Source organism: Ketobacter alkanivorans, from assembly GCF_002863865.1.
GTDB lineage: Bacteria > Pseudomonadota > Gammaproteobacteria > Pseudomonadales > Ketobacteraceae > Ketobacter > Ketobacter alkanivorans.
Genome location: NZ_CP022684.1, coordinates 4,463,029 through 4,481,215, shown reverse-complemented (window position 1 = coordinate 4,481,215; position 18,187 = coordinate 4,463,029). Strand labels below are relative to the sequence as shown.

At 51.0% G+C, this 18,187-nt stretch carries 14 protein-coding genes; 5 read left to right on the top strand and 9 right to left on the bottom strand.

The genetic code is table 11. The annotated features are described in order from the left end of the window. Positions 1-77 precede the first annotated feature (77 nt). A complete protein-coding gene (locus Kalk_RS19185; protein ID WP_101895790.1) occupies positions 78-2,222 on the bottom strand; it encodes a 3-hydroxyacyl-CoA dehydrogenase NAD-binding domain-containing protein in 2,145 nt (714 codons plus the stop codon). Between the two features lie 17 nt (positions 2,223-2,239). Then, complete coding sequence (locus Kalk_RS19180) at positions 2,240-3,451, bottom strand: acetyl-CoA C-acetyltransferase (RefSeq protein WP_101895789.1); 1,212 nt, start codon at positions 3,449-3,451, stop codon at positions 2,240-2,242. A gap of 422 nt (positions 3,452-3,873) precedes the next feature. Between Kalk_RS19180 and Kalk_RS19175 the strand changes: the two genes are divergently transcribed. Then, a complete protein-coding gene (locus Kalk_RS19175; protein ID WP_101895788.1) occupies positions 3,874-4,095 on the top strand; it encodes a hypothetical protein in 222 nt (73 codons plus the stop codon). Positions 4,096-4,175: 80 nt separating this feature from the next. Here Kalk_RS19175 and Kalk_RS19170 read toward each other — a convergent pair whose 3' ends face one another. The 3 genes from Kalk_RS19170 to Kalk_RS19160 form a co-directional block, all read right to left on the bottom strand. Continuing rightward, complete coding sequence (locus Kalk_RS19170) at positions 4,176-5,048, bottom strand: hypothetical protein (RefSeq protein ID WP_101895787.1); 873 nt, start codon at positions 5,046-5,048, stop codon at positions 4,176-4,178. Positions 5,049-5,135: 87 nt separating this feature from the next. Then, entirely contained in the window at positions 5,136-7,784 is a 2,649-nt protein-coding gene (gene ppc / locus Kalk_RS19165) for a phosphoenolpyruvate carboxylase (RefSeq protein ID WP_101895786.1), read from the bottom strand. A gap of 56 nt (positions 7,785-7,840) precedes the next feature. Further along, entirely contained in the window at positions 7,841-9,727 is a 1,887-nt protein-coding gene (locus tag Kalk_RS19160) for a diguanylate cyclase (RefSeq protein WP_101895785.1), read from the bottom strand. 295 nt (positions 9,728-10,022) lie between these two features. Between Kalk_RS19160 and Kalk_RS19155 the strand changes: the two genes are divergently transcribed. Next, a complete protein-coding gene (locus Kalk_RS19155) occupies positions 10,023-10,877 on the top strand; it encodes a hypothetical protein (protein ID WP_158643593.1) in 855 nt (284 codons plus the stop codon). Here the strand turns inward: Kalk_RS19155 and Kalk_RS19150 are convergent. Continuing rightward, positions 10,874-11,782, bottom strand: coding sequence for an AEC family transporter (locus tag Kalk_RS19150; protein WP_233716726.1), 909 nt, complete (start codon positions 11,780-11,782; stop codon positions 10,874-10,876). The genes Kalk_RS19155 and Kalk_RS19150 overlap by 4 nt on opposite strands. A gap of 29 nt (positions 11,783-11,811) precedes the next feature. On the opposite strand from Kalk_RS19150, the gene mnmC reads away from it, so the two are divergent. From mnmC to Kalk_RS19135, 3 genes are all read left to right on the top strand, one after another. Beyond that, positions 11,812-13,836, top strand: a complete 2,025-nt coding sequence (mnmC, locus tag Kalk_RS19145; protein WP_101895782.1) for a bifunctional tRNA (5-methylaminomethyl-2-thiouridine)(34)-methyltransferase MnmD/FAD-dependent 5-carboxymethylaminomethyl-2-thiouridine(34) oxidoreductase MnmC — start codon at positions 11,812-11,814, stop codon at positions 13,834-13,836. A 16-nt stretch (positions 13,837-13,852) separates the two neighbouring features. Then, positions 13,853-14,242 (top strand): rhodanese-like domain-containing protein, encoded by a 390-nt coding sequence (locus Kalk_RS19140; RefSeq protein WP_101895781.1) that lies wholly within the window; start codon positions 13,853-13,855, stop codon positions 14,240-14,242. A gap of 87 nt (positions 14,243-14,329) precedes the next feature. Beyond that, positions 14,330-16,504: a two-component system response regulator gene (locus Kalk_RS19135; protein WP_101895780.1), complete on the top strand. Its 2,175-nt coding sequence runs from the start codon at positions 14,330-14,332 to the stop codon at positions 16,502-16,504. Positions 16,505-16,516: 12 nt separating this feature from the next. Here the strand turns inward: Kalk_RS19135 and Kalk_RS19130 are convergent, their stop codons facing one another. Genes Kalk_RS19130 through Kalk_RS19120 form a run of 3 tightly spaced genes read right to left on the bottom strand, consistent with a single transcriptional unit; the run spans position 16,517 to position 18,183 of the window. Further along, positions 16,517-16,756, bottom strand: coding sequence for a YheU family protein (locus Kalk_RS19130; RefSeq protein ID WP_158643592.1), 240 nt, complete (start codon positions 16,754-16,756; stop codon positions 16,517-16,519). Continuing rightward, positions 16,740-17,582, bottom strand: a complete 843-nt coding sequence (locus Kalk_RS19125) for a polyphosphate kinase 2 family protein (RefSeq protein ID WP_101895778.1) — start codon at positions 17,580-17,582, stop codon at positions 16,740-16,742. The genes Kalk_RS19130 and Kalk_RS19125 overlap by 17 nt, the downstream gene beginning before the upstream one ends. After that, complete coding sequence (locus Kalk_RS19120; RefSeq protein ID WP_101895777.1) at positions 17,566-18,183, bottom strand: hypothetical protein; 618 nt, start codon at positions 18,181-18,183, stop codon at positions 17,566-17,568. The genes Kalk_RS19125 and Kalk_RS19120 overlap by 17 nt, the downstream gene beginning before the upstream one ends. Between the last annotated feature and the right edge of the window lie 4 nt (positions 18,184-18,187).

Here is an 18,187-nt window from a genome sequence, read left to right as displayed (position 1 = left end):
AAACACCCAATAAAAAGCCCGCCACCGGGAAACCAGTAGCGGGCTTAATCTGAAACCTTACAACTTGCTCGAATTATTTATTCGAAGGTTTCGTCTTTTTCAGCTTTTTCAACCAACAGCGCAGGTGGGTTGAAACGCTCGCCATACTTATCAGCCAGCTCCTGGGCACGGGCAACAAACTTGCGCAAGCCATACTGATTGATGTATTGAACCACTCCACCAGTCCAGGCAGGGAAACCAATACCCATAATGGAACCAATATTGGCATCAGCCACCTTCTCAATCACGCCCTCCTCCATGCAACGCACTGTCTCCAGAGACTGCACAAACAAGAAACGCTCCTGCATATCCTCAAAGGGAATCTCTTTGCTGCCAGCACCAAAGGCTTCTTTCAAGCCCGGCCATAGAGTCTTCTTACCACCTTGCGGATAGTCATAGAAGCCTTTACCGGCCAACTTACCACCACGATCGAATTCATCGATCATACGATCAATGACACCGTCAGTAGCGCCTTTTGGCAGGGATTTGCCTTCTGCTTTCAAAGCAGCTTCTGTTGCCAAACGAATATTACGCATGGTTTGCAGGTTCAGCTCATCACTTATGGCCAAGGTGCCTACCGGGAAGCCAGCTTTAGCAGCAGCCATCTCGATAGAGGCAGCATTCAGCCCTTCGGCCAACATACCCAAGCCTTCATTCACGTATGTACCGATAACACGGGTAGTGAAGAAACCACGGGCGTCATTAACCACAATCGGAGTCTTGCGAATCTGCAATACGTAATCGAGTGCCTTAGCCAGAGTTTCATCAGACGTCTCTTTACCGCAAATAATCTCAACCAGCGGCATTTTGTCGACAGGAGAGAAGAAGTGCAGGCCAATGAAATTGGCAGGACGGCTGGATGCTTGCGCCAACCCGGTAATGGGCAAACTTGAGGTGTTAGAAGCCATCACGCCGGTAGCCAGCATCTGCGCTTCTGCCTCTTGAGTTACAGCCGCTTTCAATTCAACCTTTTCAAATACCGCTTCGATCACCAGATCGCAGCCCTGAAGGTCTTCGGCATTTCCAGTAGGCTTGATCAGGCTCAGAATACCCTCGGCTTTTTCTTTGGTCATCTTGCCGCGAGAGATCGCCTTATCCAGCAATTTCTTGCTGTAGTCCTTACCTTTCTGCGCGTTTTCTTCAGATACATCCTTCAGCACCACTTCAATGCCAGACATAGCAGAGGAATACGCAATACCCGCCCCCATCATACCGGCACCGAGGATACCCACTTTCTTGGTAGTGTGGTGCTCGAAACCTTTAGGACGGCTGCTGCCTTTGCTGATCTGCTGCAGCTGAAAAAAGAATGCCTTAATCATATTGGTGGAAACCGGCCCGATAGCCAGGCTAGTGAAGTAACGACCTTCAATTTTGAAGCCCGTGTCCACATCCACCTGCAAGGATTCCACTGCCGCACTCAAAATCGCTTCTGGTGCAGGGTAACAGCCCTTGGTTTTGTTTTTCAGCATGGCCGGAATCATCGGCAGCTTCATAGCCAGACCAGGATGAGACGGCGTACCACCAGGAACCTTGTAACCTTTGGTGTCCCAGGGCTGCTGAACGCTGGGGTTAGCCTTACAGAAGGCCTTGGCTTTCGCCAACATGTCTTCCGCATTATCTGCCAATTCATGGATCAAACCGGCTTTCAACGCCGCTTCAGGGTTGACCTGCTTACCTTCGAGCAGGAACGGCGCTGCTGCTTCCAAACCCAGCAGTCGGGTCAGACGCACCACACCACCACCGCCCGGCAGCAATCCCAATGTCACTTCCGGCAAACCAATTTTGGTTTTACGATCATTGATTGCAATTCGATGGTTGCAGGCCAGGCAGATTTCATAACCACCACCCAATGCAGCACCATTTATTGCAGCAACCACTGGCGCTTTCAGTTTTTCCAAACGACGCAGCTGATCTTTCACTGCTGTTACGCCGTCCATAAACTCCTGCGCTACTTCTGGAGTCGCCTTGATCAGATCATTCAGGTCGCCACCGGCAAAGAACGTCTTCTTGGCAGAGGTTAAAACCACTCCAGCAAGATTTTCTTCTTTTTCCAAGCGGTCAATGCAATCATCCATGGACGTTTTGTAGGTCGCATTCATGGTATTGGCAGACTGGCCTGGCATATCCATCGTCAATACGACGATGTTATCACTGTCTTTTTCGTAACGAATAGCTTCACTCATTGTTCTTCTCCTGGCCCTTAAACGCGCTCAATGATGGTTGCGATACCCATACCTGCACCCACGCACAGAGTACACAGACCGCGTTTCAAATTACGCCGCTCCAACTCATCCAGAACGGTACCCAGAATCATGCCGCCGGTAGCACCCAGTGGATGTCCCAACGCTATAGAGCCGCCATTCACGTTTATCTTCTCGGCGGGCACGCCGGTGTCTTTCATAAAACGCATAACCACGGAAGCAAAGGCTTCGTTTACTTCGAACAAATCGATGTCATCATAGGTCAAACCAGCCTTGGCCAGCGCTTTGTCTGCCGCGGGGCCTGGGCCGGTCAGCATGATGGTAGGATCGGTACTGGTGATGGCCGTGGCAACGATACGACCACGAGGGGTCAGACCCAGCGCTTCGCCTTTGGCCTTGGAGCCAATCAACACCAACGAGGCACCATCTACTATTCCAGAGGAGTTACCAGGGGTATGAACGTGGTTGATGCGCTCAACCATGTGATACTTTTGCAGCGCCACACCATCAAAGCCCATCTCACCCATCATTAAGAAGGAAGGATTCAAGCTGCCGAGACCTTCTTTCGTTGTTTCCGGGCGCAGGAATTCGTCTTTATCCAGAATGGTCAGGCCGTTCATGTCTTTTACAGGAACCATGCTCTTGTCGAAACGGCCGCTCTTTTGGGCATCTGCCGCTTTCATTTGTGACTGGTAGGCAAAGTTGTCGACATCTTCACGGCTGAAACCTTCGATAGTCGCTATCAGATCAGCGCCAATACCCTGAGTAATGAAGTCAGTCTGCAGGTTGGTTTGTGGATCCATCGCCCAGGCGCCGCCATCGGAGCCCATAGGAACGCGAGACATAGACTCAACACCGCCTGCAACCACCAGGTCTTCCCAGCCGGATGCGACTTTTTGGGCAGCCAGATTCACAGCTTCCAAGCCAGAAGCGCAAAAACGGTTGATTTGTACGCCGGCAACTTTGGTGTCCCAACCTGCCTTCATCAATGCTGTTTTAGGTAACACTGCACCCTGATCACCCACTGGGCTAACGATACCCATTACTACGTCGTCTACCTGGGATGTATCCAGGCCGGGGTTACGCTCTTTCAGTGCGTTAAGCAGATTTACGACCAGGTCAACCGGCTTCACTTCGTGCAGCGACCCATCCTTTTTGCCCTTTGCGCGCGGAGTTCTAACCGCATCAAAGACATAGGCTTCATTAGTCATTCAACCATTCCTCTTTTTTTTGGTAGTGAGCCCAGCCAGATAGTTCGGTGACCCGCTGGACACTCAGGTTGCATACCTTGCTCCTTTTGCCATTTTAGCGCAATGACCTCACAGCTCAGGGCTTATGACCAAAACGACCAAGGGTAACAGTTACAAAATGTGTTACTGTAAGAAACATAAAAAACGTGAATTGGTTACTAGACTTCCCAAAAAACTAGTGTACACTTGTAAACAATGAAGGCATAAAAGCAAGTGACTTAGCCTTTCATTAAACGGTAAACGCAGCATTGGTAAGATTGAATTAGGCGGATTATTCTAATTTAAAGCACTAGAATTAATCCTGACACTGAAAACCAGTGGGCCTAAAGAGTGATAGATCTGGCTTATTCAATGTTTGCGTCAGATAAACGAAGGAGTTCACTATGAAACTGGCAACATCAACCGTAAGACAATTAGCAATTGATAGTGTGTCTTTTATGGCTGTTTTGGCGCTGACCGTTGGTGGATTTTGGGGGTTGTTCCTGGTGAACGCATCCTTATTCACAATGGTAGTGTTCGGACTGCTGATGGTTCCTGCCATGCTGAGCAGCACATATTACCTCGGCAAGGACATTAACGAAGCTACGCATAAGCTGATTGCGTAAGAACCTTGGTCGCGGCCAACGCATGAAAACACTGCGTGGCTGCGACATTGGTATTTTCACTTACTCAGCCTGTGCCCCACTCAGTTAGGTGAGGTGAAGGTGAGAATGATGTCCTGCGGCTGCTGTACGTAGTCGTTAAAGTTAACGGTTATTCTGACCAAAAACTGGACGTCGTCTGTCGATCCCGGCGCTGGTAGCAGCGAGTTGTCACCAAAGCAAAGCACCTTGGTATATTTCCCGCTGGTTGGGTTATAGACCAAAGTCCAGTCACATAGCTCTTCAGTACTCTCATCAGGATTCTTAAACAGGTAGTCAGGGTCATAACTGGCGTAACCTGGCTGGAAATTTGAGTCGCCCGCAAACGTTACCCCGCTAAAGCTCCCATAGGACGGATAGGAATCAGAAGCGTCCAAAACCTGGCTTGTCGTGAGCAACGGATCAAAATTATTCACTGTCTCGTCTGGGAATTTACCCCTGAAGTCATCCACAACGCGTTGGGCTGCGTAGCTTGAATTCCACACTTCATCGCCAACAACACCGCTATCGTACTCATAAATGCGCACTTCGTAGCCCAGGCCTTCAAACTCTAAATCAATATTTTCATATGTTGAATTGGTGTACTGGAACTTGAAAGCCACCGAAACAAAGCTGCGCTCGGTAACGCAGTAACTCGGGGCGGACACTCTTACCGTAGCAGCGTTCTCATAGATATCTTCATCGCAGGAATCGTATTCATCATCCGCATCACGCTGCCCCCAAGGCAACGTTATCTCGCTGGGCATATTTCTACCCATGATAAAGATATTATTGACGCGACCATCGTAGTCGCTATCCACTTCAACCTGAAAATTGACATACGGTTCGTGTGGCTCTTTTTTATCATCCGAACCACCGCCACACGCAGAGACTACCAAAGCAACTCCAGCCAGCACCATGCCATGCTTAAAATTCATTCAACTCTCCAAAATCAACTAGGCCTGCGGCGTCAAACCACAGGCCCAAGGCGGTGCATTTAATCAGTCAACACCGAAAAACTCAACCTACCCAGTGTTTCTCATCCCGGCGGCTATACCGGCCACGGTAATCATCAGGGCTCTGGTCTCTTCAGGGCGCTCTTCTGTCTTGAGGCGCCCGGCTCTCATTAACTCCACTTGCAGCATGTGCAGCGGGTCCAGATATGGGTTGCGCACCTCTATAGACCGCCGGATCACTGAATTGTTCTGCAGCAACATGCTGTGGCCGGTGATACTGTTTACCAGATCAACCATATCAGCCAAACGACTGTGCAGTTCCTGACCCAGCTTACGGTCTTCCGGTTGTGCCAGGCGACGCTCGTAATAGGCGGCAATCTGCGGGTCAGACTTGGCCAACACCATTTCCAGCATCCCTACGATCATACGAAAGAACGGCCAGCGCTCATACATTTCATGCAACAAGCCACCTTTTCCACTCTGCAGGGCTTTCTGGAATGCTTCATCTGCACCCAGCCAACCAGGCAACATCAACCGCATTTGGGTCCAGGCAAATACCCAGGGAATCGCACGCAGGGTTTCAATCCCACCATCTTTACGCCGCTTGGCGGGCCGACTCCCCAGGGGCAGCCTCTGTAGCTCTTGTTCCGGGGTTGCATGGCGAAAGTAACTGAGGAAACGAGGATCTTCTCTCAGCAGCTTACGATAAGACTGCATGCCGGTTTCTGCCAGTTCACCCATGATCTCGCGCCACTCAGGGTTCGGGGCTGGCTGCTCCAGCAATGTGGCTTCCAATGTGGCTGCCACATATCGCTGCAGTGTTCGAATTGCTACGCCGAAAGGCGTAAATTTTGCGCGAATGACCTCCCCCTGCTCGGTGATCCGTATGCGCCCATTCACTGCTCCAGGGGGTTGCGACAGAATCGCCTCATAGGACGGCGCGCCTCCTCGACTGGTAGAACCACCTCGACCATGGAATAACGTCAACCGCACATCGTATTGCTTGCAGAGGGCTGTCAGTTGTTCCTGCGCCTGATACTGAACCCAGGCCGCCGCCAGAAAACCACCATCTTTCGCCGAGTCGGAATAGCCGATCATGATCTCTTGCTGGCCTTCGATGTGTTGCCGATACCAATCTATCTCAAACAGGCGGTGCAAGGTTGCCTGTGCATGCTCCAAGTCATCCAGTGTTTCAAACAGAGGCACTACCCGCATGAGGGTCTCCATGCCCGCTTCCTTTTGCAACAGCAGCACTGCCAGCACATCAGACGGCACATGGGCCATTGAAATCACGTAGGCTCCGAGGGAATCAATGGACTGCTCGGCCAACATACGAAAGGTATCCAGAACCTCCTGCACGTCCGCATCGCATTGCAGATGACGAGGTATCAGCGGTCGAGCGCTGGTCAATTCGCTGATTAAAAACCGCTGTTTTTCGGTTTCTTCCCATTGAGTGTAATCACCCAGACCAATGGCTTGGGTGATGGTAGCCATCGCATCAGCGTGACGGGTGGATTCCTGGCGGATATCCAAGCGCAATAGGGTAACGCCAAAGGTGTTAAGACGACGAATGGTGTCCAGTAATTCTCCATTGGCGATTTCCGACATGCCGCACTCCATCAAAGAGCGGTGACACAGTTTCAGTGGCTCCATTAATTCGGCCTTAGACAAGATCGGCTGCTCACCGTGCCATTCCTCATCTGCCAAACGTGCGTTGAGGTATCCTTTGGTGGCGATCAATCGATCCCTCAGAGGCTTGATCACTGCGCGATAGGGTTCACGACCATCACCTGCCAATTGGCGCAACTCTTCATTGCAATCCAGCATGGAAAGCTCCATGTGCAGGTTCTCAAAATCATGACTGAGTAAATCTGCGGCCATCCATCTGGCCAGTGTTACCACCTCGCGGGTTACTTCAGCGGTGACATTAGGGTTGCCATCTCGGTCGCCGCCCATCCAGGATGAAAAGGTGAAAGGGGTAAAGTCCATCGGTAAGCTACGGGCTATGTTAGCCTGACACCATTCGTCCAGCTCGCGCAGGTATTCAGGCACAGCGTTCCAAAGGGTCTGCTCGATGGTGACAAAGCCCCAGCGCGCTTCATCCACAGGAGTGGGCCTTTCCTGCCGAATCTCATCCGAGTTCCAGGCAGAGACGATTTTTCGTTTTAGAGTCGCCATTACCCGATTGCGCTCGATATCGCTCAGGTTAACGGAGTCCAACCGCTCCAGACAGTCGGTGATGTCATCGTACTTACGAATGAGGGTGCGACGGGTGACTTCTGTCGGGTGTGCGGTCAACACAAGATCAATTGATAGATCTTGCAAGGTATCGAAAAGCTGATCATCGGAGATCTTTGCTCTTTGCAACCGGGGATGCAGCTCGGCCATGGTTGCCCGCTGATTTTTACGTTGACTCTGTTGATAGGCATGGCGACGACGCACCCGATGGTACTGTTCTGCCAGATTTGCCAGGTTAAGAAAATGACTGAAGGCGCGAGCCACAGGCACGAGCAGCTCAGGCTCCAGACGGGACAGTTTCTCAGACAGCTTTTGGGAGTGTTCTTCGTGACCGGCGCGGGCGTGCTTGGCAAGGCGACGAATCTCTTCTACCAACTCCAACAACACCGGGCTTTCCTGCTCCTGCAAGGTATTCCCTAACAACTGCCCCAACATGCGAACATCCTGTCGCAATGGAGCATGGGCATCAATTTCAGACATGGGCTGCATCCTGTGTTCTCAGGTTTTTTACATAATGAAGAGAACAGACAGGTTTATCAAGCGTTTGCAGATTCGTAACGGGCACGATAAAGCTCTACCCGATTGCGACCGTTTTTCTTGGCCTGATACAGGGCTTCATCAGCTTTCACCAATAGACTTTCAGCGGTAACATGGGCAGCTGGCACGCCTGCATGCATACCGATGCTCACTGTAACGGGGATGCGCTGGTCGTTGCACCAGAAGGAAGCATATTGAATATGATGACGAATGGATTCGGCCACTTTCAGCACACCGCCCTCATCAGTGGCCGGTAGCAATAGGATGAATTCCTCACCACCGTAGCGCACCAGCACATCAAGATTGCGACGTGAAAAACGCTGCAATATAACCGCAATCTTTTTAAGACATTCATCACCCATGATGTGTCCGAATTCATCATTTATTCTTTTAAAGTGATCCGCATCGATCACCAACACACCCAGCGATGTACGAGTTTGCTGACATTGCTTGATCATTTCGGGAAACATGTTGTCCAGATAACGTCGATTGCCCACCCCGGTGAGCGCATCCGTCAGTGTGGCGTGTTCCAGCTTCTCGTTACTGGTTTTGAGCTGTTCCAGCATGATACTAAGATCTCGGGTTTTCTGATCGACTCTGCGATCCAGTTCATCCCGGGCAGACGCGGCGATCTGTTCTTTCTCTCGCGTAAGCTCAGTCACTTCCTGCGCCAGATCCAGCACTTTCTTCATGGCCTTATTTTTCTCACTACGCTCTCGCTGCATTCGAGCTGCCAGTGCAGAGGTGACCATTACGTTACCGAGCGCCAAACCGGCCGCATGAATGTATTCAATCAAAACATTGTGAGCAATCCAGCCCATTTGTGAGGCAACAAAAAACAGGGTTCCTGTGATCAGCACCGACCAACCGGCCATTAGGTAGCGGGCCCAGTAATTACCGGTCATGCATTGGTGCAGCAACGCCCCAATGGCATAGAGGCATATCAGCAGCTCCATTACGTAGATAACCGGCAAAATCTGATTCTCGGGTAAAACTACAACGGGCAGAAGCAATAATCCAAAAATAGACACTGTTATGTCGGTGAACTTCGCCAGTGCTGGCAAACGGTTTCTGAGATCAATAAACCTTACAGCAAAACGGCCTGCAAAAAATATCGTTGCCAATATGCCAATACCGTAGCCTTTATCATTCAGAAAACTCCCCTGCCCCCACAAATACTGCGAACCAAAACCACTGATGCTGGCTTGATACAGCATGGCGGACAGAATAAAGGCCATATTGTAAAGGTAGGCTCGGTCGCGCATGAAAAGCCATACGTAACCGTTGTAAAACGCCAGCACCGCCATCATGCCGAAAAAAAGTCCGTAGAATGCCTGCGCCTTGAATTCCTCGGCAAAGAAGCCGTTGGTAACATGGAAGTTCATAGGGAAGATCAAAGCGCTGCTACTCTGCACTCGTAAATAGACCTGATAGTCTCCAGTTTGAGCCACTTCGAAGGGAAAGACAGGAAAGCGATGCCCAAAAACATTGCTGAGAAATGTCTGCTGATCTCCGGCAACGGAATGCATCAGGATGTTCTTGCCCTGTGGTGTAACCTGAACAAAATAGAAATCCACGTAATCCAGAAAAGGGGTGCCCAGTTCCAGGTACATCTGCTCGGGTTTATCCGTGCTGGCGCTGATAGTAAATCGAAACCAGGCAGGCTGCGTCTGATAGCCATGCTGTGCCGAATGAGTGTTCTGCATGGTGGCCCATTCTGCTTTCTCCGACAGAATATCGTGCACGGATAGTTCCCCGGTTGTATCCAGCAGAACCCCATGGCTCGGCCACACCCGAAACTCGGTTGCCTGGCCGGCCATCGCTATACATGGCAATAGTAAGAACATTACGCCCAAAACAACTGGGCGCAGAATCAAATACATCATGAGTTCCTATCTTAATTTTATTCTTCTAACTCAACCCTACCCCAAAATGCCAAACAAGGGGTATACAGATATTGTTTCAATTGTTGACTTTGTGTAATTATTAACCAACCCACTCTGGCATAACAATTGCGTTGTACCTATGTAAGAAGTCAAACGACATATTTTTTACAGGTTAATGAGCACAATGGGCCAAGTAGAACACTGTTTACAAACAAACGTGATCCCCAAAAACACCCCAGAAAATGGGCATTTAGCGCCTAAATTGTTCAAAATGCATACTTTACGGGTAGCTCAATTGGATCTGATGGTAACCATTTTGAACCTGAGCCGGTTCATTCAGCGCCATCGCGGTGCAACCCTTGCCCTATTAGGGGGCGATAATAGTTTCCGCACCCAGGTGGAAACGCTCCAAAAACAGACATCCGCTCAATTCGAATATCTGCAATGCCTGAATCAATCTGCCGATAACCCCTTAACAGAAAGCGATTATGAGCAGCTTAACCTGGGCTGGCTCACCATCATCAAAGACTGGGAAAACGATGAGCTGCACCACAGCTTTGAGTTTCACTCGCATTTATTGGAGCTGATTATCCGCATATCGCGTCAGCTTTCCGAACGGGTTCTGGCCACTCCTGAAGGGCTGGAGAACAACGAGCCCCTGCGCAGCCGGGTGGACAACAGTTTTACCTACCCGTTGCACAGCCTTACCCAAACCTGTGTGATTGACTTGTATGAATTGGTGGAATATCTGGCCCGCATCCGCGGCTTGGGCACTCATATGGCCGTTATTGGCCATACAGATAAAGAACTAGGCAGTAAAGTATCTTTCTGGCTGCAGGAGTTTCGCTATCGAAAAGAACGCTTCGACCAGAACATCCAACTGGTATCCAGCCAGTATCTACCCTGCATACCCGGCTTGAAATCCCTGCCCAATCTGAACATGAAGCTCAACTATTTTATCAGTTTACTAGGGCATGAGATGGTGTCGGAACGAAACTTCAAAGTGCCGAGTCACAAGCTGTTTTTAATGGGCACCGAAATAATAGATGGGCATCTGGCCGTGATGGATCAAGCGAACGCAGTGGTCAGGGATCAGCTCTATGAGATGAATCAAATGATGCTGGAACGCCTGTCGATGGATGCAAACTAAATTACGTAAACCAGCAACAGCGGTAGTAATATGAAGGAAAGCAATGTAGACACCACCACCATGCCTGCTACCACCTGAGGTTCACGCCCGTAACGTACGGCAAACAGGTAATTAAAGACAGCAACCGGCATGGCACTTTGCAATATGACTACACCTTTGGCCACACCACTTAAACCGAAGCCAGTGGCAACACCCCAGCCCACTGTCACTCCTATCGTCAGGCGCGCAACCGCAAACACGGCACTTTTACCGAGCTGATTGACCTGCATATTAGCCAGGCTAACCCCTAAGGTGATCAGCATCAGCGGAATCGTCATATCACCCAGCAAGGCGACCGTATTCTGCCCCCATTTTGGCAACGATATATCACCATAAATCATCACCAGTGCGGCACAGATAGAATAAATGATCGGGTTTCGGACCATCTCCTGAAATACGGATCGCCCGCTTACCAGAGCTATTCCCAAGGTAAAATGCACCAACGACAGCATCATAAACACAGCAATAGCCAACACCAATCCTTTCTCGCCAAATGCAAACATGCAAACCGGAAGCCCCATATTGCCCGCATTGGGAAACACCAACGGCCCCAGATAGGCTCGCAATGGCTGGCGGGCCAAGGCAATCACAATGGCCGCCAATAATAGCGTGGCCATAATCATCACCAGAGTCACCCCAAACATCTCCTCAATCACTGAGCGCGACACGGCAGCGCCGGTCATGGCAGACACCACCAGGCACGGTGCCCCCACACACATGACCAAGCGCGACACCATGTCAGTGTCGTAGGGCACCTTACATTTCTTCCAGATAAAACCAACCAGTACACACACCATCACCGGACCGGTGATGGGTAAAAGCGTTTGCAGCATAAGCCCTGTTTCGACTGTGATATGATGGCGCACAGTATAACCCAAGGTTTCGAATTGTCTTGATGAAGCAACCCTCCACTTACTCGCAAATCATTCAACCCGCAAAAATTGAATGGCAGAACAGTACGCCGGTATCTGAACAGTTCGGTGATGTGTACTTTTCCCGCGATAGCGGGGCGGCTGAATCACGCTATGTGTTTTTAGACAACAATCATTTGGCGCAACGCTGGCACAGCCAACAGCTCACCAGCTTTACCATTGCCGAAACCGGCTTTGGTACCGGCCTGAATTTCATGTGCGCTGCGGATCTGTGGCGCACAACCAAACTCAGCGGAGCGCTGTCGCCTAATGCTCACCTGCACTTCGTCAGTGTGGAAAAGTATCCGTTGTCCAAGAGCGACTTGCAGCACGCCTGCCAGCTGCATCCACAATACAACTGGCTTAGCACCTGCCTGCTACAACAATACCCTGCCCCCGTGGCTGGCAGCCATCGCCTGTACTTCCCTGAATGCAATATCACGCTCACCCTGATTTATGGGGAGGCCATAAACAGCTTTCAGCAACTCGAAGGTCTGGTGGATGCCTGGTTTTTGGATGGCTTTGCACCGGCCAAGAATCCCGACATGTGGCAGCCGGAGCTGTTCAAACACATAGGCAGACTCAGCCATGAACACGCAACGGCAGCCACCTTTACGGCGGCAGGCGTAGTAAAACGGGGGTTGCAGTCAGTCGGTTTTAAAATGGAAAAGGTGCCAGGTTTTGGCAGCAAGCGAGACATGCTGCGAGGCACCATCGCTACGCCTGAGCCCGCCGCGCAAAACCTTTCACATGCAGAAAAACCCTGGTTTCATTACGCCTATCGGGAGCAATGCAAAATACCGAGCAAAGTGGCCATTATTGGCGCAGGCCTGGCTGGAGCCACTGCGGCCAACAGCTTGGCCCGTCGTGGCTGGCAGGTCAGCGTATTCGAAAAGGAAGCCCAAATCGCCAGCCACGGTTCGGGCAACCCCAGCGGCATCACGTTCACCAAATTGAGCCTGCACGACACACCGCAGAACCGCTATTATCAGTCAGCTTATCTCTACGCCTGCCGCTATCTAAGTAACACCCTGCGACGCCTGAACATAAAGGAAGGCAAGGACTGGCGCTTCAACGGGGTACTGCGGTTGGCCTACAACGAAAAAGAAGCGGCCGATCAGGCTGCGCTGCTGGATGCTCAATATTGGCCGACGGAATTGATGCAACCCCTGACGCCCGAGCAAATTCACCAGATCACCGGGTTGGTCACGGATCTGGGCGGTGTAATGCTGCATGGCGGGGGTTGGCTGAATCCTGCAGCACTGTGTCACACCTTACTGCAGCAGCCTGATATATCGTTACACACCGGGCACGCCATTAATCAGCTACACCTCGAAGATCGACGCTGGTTTCTGGATGATCACGGACCTTTCGACGCAGTTGTTCTGGCAAGCGCATTCGATTGCAGCCACTACAGCCAAACCGGCCACCTTCCTCTGAAGCCGGTAAGAGGCCAAATCAGCTTTGTCCCCCAGACTGAAGAGTCCAGCAATCTGCGGCATGCCATCAACTACAATGGCTACATCAACCCGGCCAGAGAGGGTTTTCATTGCCTAGGGGCAACATTCACCCCCAAACTGGGCACGCCAGAGCAGCGGCAAGAAGATCACCAATGGAACTGTGATCAACTTATCAGCACTCTGCCCAATTTGGCCGATCAGCTGTGTTTACCCGACGCCCACCCGCTGCAGGGACGTGTAGGTTTTCGCTGCCAAACCCCAGACTACCTGCCCGTGGTGGGCCCACTGCCCAATCAAGAATACTTCCAGGATCAGTATAAGGATCTCAGCAAAGGCTTTCTCAAGCGCACCTTTCCTGTTGGACAAACACTCCCGGGGCTGTTTGTAAGCAGCGGCCACGGCTCTCGCGGCATAACCTCAACCTGCTTTGGGGCAGAGATCATCGCCAGTTACCTGTCGGGGGAGCCCCAAATAGCGGACAAGGATGTATTGTTTGCCATACACCCTGCACGATTCCTGATTCGCAATATAATTAGAAGAAGCCGTTAATGTACCTGGAGGGAATATGAATACCATGTTGAGCAAAATCATCACCGCTGGCCTGTTTTTCCTGCTTGCCAGCGTTGCTGGCGCCGAATATCAAGGCGAACTGACACAAAAGCAAGCGCAAGAACGAATGACCGCAGGCACTATAACCACCATTGATGTGCGATCCGCCGGAGAATACAGCAAGGGGCATGTGCCAGGGGCGATTAACATTCCCCATGACAACATCAGCAATCAACTGGAACAGATAAAGCACCTGAAAGACAAACCCGTATTGCTCTACTGTCGCAGCGGCCGCCGGGCAGACATGGCCGAAACCACCCTGAGCGAGCTTGGGTTCAGCCAGCTCTACCACTTGCAGGGCGATATGATGGAATGGGACAAAAACCAGTTGCCGGTAGAAAAATAGCTTGGCAAGATGGGGTGAGACTACACTGCGCAGGCATTCGAGTCGAAGATCGCGTTCTAATCATAACAATGACAAACAGAGTCGCGCTTGAACAAAATTGATCAGCAGACATTCACCGTTCTGATAGTCGATGGCAACGACCACAGTCGGATCGCCATCAGCGACAGCCTGGATAACGCTGGCCTCGGTACGGTTGAAGCCAAAAACAGCAAGCTGGCTAAGCTGTATTTCAATCAGATCAACCCGGATCTGGTGCTGATGGATCTGGATCTGCCTGATACCGCAGGTGGCTTGAAGCTGTGCACCGAACTCGCCAGTAGCGCCGATCAAGCCAACACCCCCGTCATCGTGCTTTCCCGCCACAACGATACAAAGCTCGCGGCCGCGGCATTTGATGCAGGCGCCTCGGACTTTGTGCACCACCCCATAGACTACTTGATCCTGATTCAACGCAGCCGTTATCAAATACGCGCCCGTCAAAATCTTATCTCACTTACACGCCGGGAACGGATACTTGAGCACGCAGAACGGATTGCCAAAATGGGCAGCTGGGAGTGGGATAGCAGAAGCAGCCGCCTGTACGTTTCCAAAGAGTTCAATCGTATTCTTGGTTTTGAAGAGCAGCGCTCAACCAGGGTTAAAGACGTTCTGCACCGCCTGCCGGAATCCGAACGCCTGAAAATCATGGAGTATTTCCAGCAGCACGACAGTAAGCACCAAGGCACGCTGACTCTGCATCACAGGGTTCCAAGTGAAGCGGGTATTGGCCGCACCCTGCGTCACGAAGCCCGTTTCATTCTGCACAACGACAAAGATTACTCGGTTTACGGCACCATTCACGATATTACCGATGAAGTGGCCCACAAAGATCAGATTCTACAACTGGCCTACTACGATGCCCTCACCCAGCTACCGAATCGAACATTTTTCAAAACTCATCTGGAACACGCCATCAGGCTGGCACGCAAACAGGGCCACCTGTTAGCAGTTGCCGTGCTGGATCTTGACCTGTTTACCCGTATCAATAACTCGCTGGGCCATGAAGCCGGTGATGAGCTATTGAAAAAAGTGTCCAACCGGCTGCTACGAACCTTCGACAACACCCAATGCACCACGTTGAATATGCAGGCCATTGATCCACAAGCGCCTCAGGAGCCCATGTCAGACAAAATTGCCCGCCTGGAAGGCGACCAGTTCGCAATTCTGCTGAATCAGTTCGGCAAACTGGATGATGTCATACTGTTTGTGCAGCGCTTATTAAAGCAGCTGGTTACACCATTCACACTACAGGGCAACAATATTGTACTGACTGCAAGTGCGGGCATCGCGCTGTATCCGGTGAACGGGCTGGGCGCTGAAATGTTGCTGCGCAACGCCGATGCGGCCATGCACTTTGCCAAGTCCCAGGGGCGAAACAACTTCCACTTCTATTCCAGTGACATTGACTTCAAATCCAAAGAGCGGCTTTCGGTTGAGAATGACCTGCGTCACGCCATTCGCCACAATGAGCTAGAGCTACACTATCAACCCAAACTGCATTTAAAAAGCGGCACAGTTCATTCAGTCGAAGCGCTGGTGCGTTGGAATCATCCCGTGCGAGGGCTCGTTAGCCCCTCACAATTCGTGCCCATGGCTGAGGAAATCGGCCTGATCAATGAACTGGGAGACTGGTTGATTAACCAAGCCTGCATGCAGGCCAAGCGCTGGAATGATGAAGGGCTCTCGGCGATACGGATAGCGATTAACCTCTCCCCTATCCAGATTCGGGCAGGCTCGTTGGTTCAGATGATTCGCAATGCACTGCTTACCTATCGCATTGCACCGTCACAACTTGAAGTGGAGATCACCGAAACCGTGCTGCTGGAAGATACCAACCGGGTAATCCGCACACTGGAGGGCATCCGCAATCTAGGCGTCAAAGTGGCGCTGGATGATTTCGGCACCGGCTACTCCTCGCTGATCTATCTGACCCGGTTTCCCTTCAGCACTCTCAAGATCGATCGCAGTTTTGTATCGCAATGCGTGAAACACGGACAGTCCGCCGCCATCATTCACACCATTATTCAACTGTGCAAAAATTTGAATTTGGAAGTGGTCGCTGAAGGCGTTGAAACCCGAGAAGAACTACAGTTTCTGCTAGATCATCGTTGTGATGTGGTACAGGGCCACTATTTCAGCCCCGCATTAAGCGCCAAGGATTTCAGCCATTACATCCAGCGTCAATCCTGGATTGCCCTGTTACAAGACAACGTCAAGGCTTGACTCACAACACTCTTAGTAACCAGACGCTTTCCAATCTTGCGCCGTTACGATTTGAACGCTATCGGCCTCCTGATCATATACGATGACATACTGTTTTCGCTTTATGCCATGAATAACCTGCTCTGCCTTCTGCGCCAACGCGATCTCGCGCTCACCATAATCTGTGCCGTCTCGACTTACAAACTCTTCAACCAGTGCCTGCAATGTATCTGCGGCCAACTGATCCCAGGGAACCTCAATCATGTTTTCCATGTATACCTTCCGCCATCTGCACTCGCAAAACATCCTCACCGAATTCTTCTACGACTGCAGCAATCACAGAAGGATCCAGCAAGGTTACACGAGAAGAATCCACTAACTGCTGCAACTGATCCGCAATCACAGACAGACATTTAACACGCGAGAATTGCTTGTCATCGGCAGGAATCAAATACCAGGGGGCCGTTTTAGTAGCCGTTTTATTCAGCATATCTTCATAGGCTGTCTGATAATCATTCCAGAAATGGCGGCTTTTCAAATCGGCAGGGGTAATCTTCCAACGCTTGGTGGGTTCGCGCAAACGATCCATAAAACGATCATACTGCTCCTCCTTTGACAGATTAAGGAACAACTTAATCAACACCACACCATCATCTGTAAGCTGTCGCTCAAAATCCTTCAGTTCACCGTAGGCGCGTGACCATTCAGCTTCACTGGCAAAACCTTCCACTCGCTCCACCAACACTCGGCCATACCAAGAACGATCAAAAATGGTGATTTCACCTGGTTCGGGCAACTTCTGCCAAAAGCGATATAAGTAATGACGGGACTGCTCCCACTTCGCGGGGGCACCAATCGGCCAAACCCGCACGCCCCGAGGGTCAAGGTGACGAGTCAAACGGCGAATAACACCCCCCTTCCCGGCGGTATCAGTACCTTCGATCAGAATAATAACCCGCTTTTTCTCACGGAATAACGCCTGCTGAGTTCGAAGCAGCTCAAGCTGCAATTCATCAATCTTTTCGCGAGGCTTGTCGATCTTGCGTTTGGGGCGGGTGCCAAGGTCTTTTAACTTAACCGGATCACCTACCAGCTTCATCACCTTCACGGCCTTCCTCCTTTTTGTCCAAAGGCTCGAACAACAGCGGATACAGGAATTCCTGAAAATCCTGAATCATGCGATCCATGGTGGTTTTATCTTCCATGATGATACCGCGCCTTTCCTTCTCATACCCCATCAACTGCTTGGCGAGATTGTGAAAGATGGCGATGCGTTTTTGCATATAATGGCGGCTACCGGCATCCAGAAAGGGCTCCAACGCATAATATGACTTAGCCAGCTGATGCAGCGCATTTTCAAGACCTTTGCCGTCCTTGCGCCCCACACTACCCCAGGCATCCGACAATGCCCCCATAAAATCGGAGTAATGTTTTTGCCGCACTTCGAATGTGCGCTCAAAGCGAGCTGATTGGGCCTGCTGGAACAAAAACGTTGAATACTGATCCAGGAATTTTGATTGTGCACGCTCCTGCATCTGCTGCGCACGCAGCAGCTGAGCACCCGTCACCTTGGTCATCTCATAGTTCAGGAAAACGACGTAGGCGGTCAGACAGAACGCCAATATCACCAGCACCAAGCTGAACAACGGAAACCGGTTTTCCTTTAATGTCACGATGGGGGATTGAGTCTGATCGGACACACTG

Excerpts from the sequence above, each read along its gene's own strand:
- Kalk_RS19170 (WP_101895787.1), bottom strand. The coding sequence starts at position 5,048 with ATGAATTTTAAGCATGGCATGGTGCTGGCTGGAGTTGCTTTGGTAGTC.
- Kalk_RS19185 (WP_101895790.1), bottom strand. The coding sequence starts at position 2,222 with ATGAGTGAAGCTATTCGTTACGAAAAAGACAGTGATAACATCGTCGTA.
- Kalk_RS19125 (WP_101895778.1), bottom strand. The coding sequence starts at position 17,582 with ATGAAGCTGGTAGGTGATCCGGTTAAGTTAAAAGACCTTGGCACCCGC.
- mnmC (WP_101895782.1), top strand. The coding sequence starts at position 11,812 with ATGAAGCAACCCTCCACTTACTCGCAAATCATTCAACCCGCAAAAATT.
- Kalk_RS19140 (WP_101895781.1), top strand. The coding sequence starts at position 13,853 with ATGAATACCATGTTGAGCAAAATCATCACCGCTGGCCTGTTTTTCCTG.
- ppc (WP_101895786.1), bottom strand. The coding sequence starts at position 7,784 with ATGTCTGAAATTGATGCCCATGCTCCATTGCGACAGGATGTTCGCATG.
- Kalk_RS19175 (WP_101895788.1), top strand. The coding sequence starts at position 3,874 with ATGAAACTGGCAACATCAACCGTAAGACAATTAGCAATTGATAGTGTG.
- Kalk_RS19130 (WP_158643592.1), bottom strand. The coding sequence starts at position 16,756 with ATGGAAAACATGATTGAGGTTCCCTGGGATCAGTTGGCCGCAGATACA.
- Kalk_RS19180 (WP_101895789.1), bottom strand. The coding sequence starts at position 3,451 with ATGACTAATGAAGCCTATGTCTTTGATGCGGTTAGAACTCCGCGCGCA.
- Kalk_RS19160 (WP_101895785.1), bottom strand. The coding sequence starts at position 9,727 with ATGATGTATTTGATTCTGCGCCCAGTTGTTTTGGGCGTAATGTTCTTA.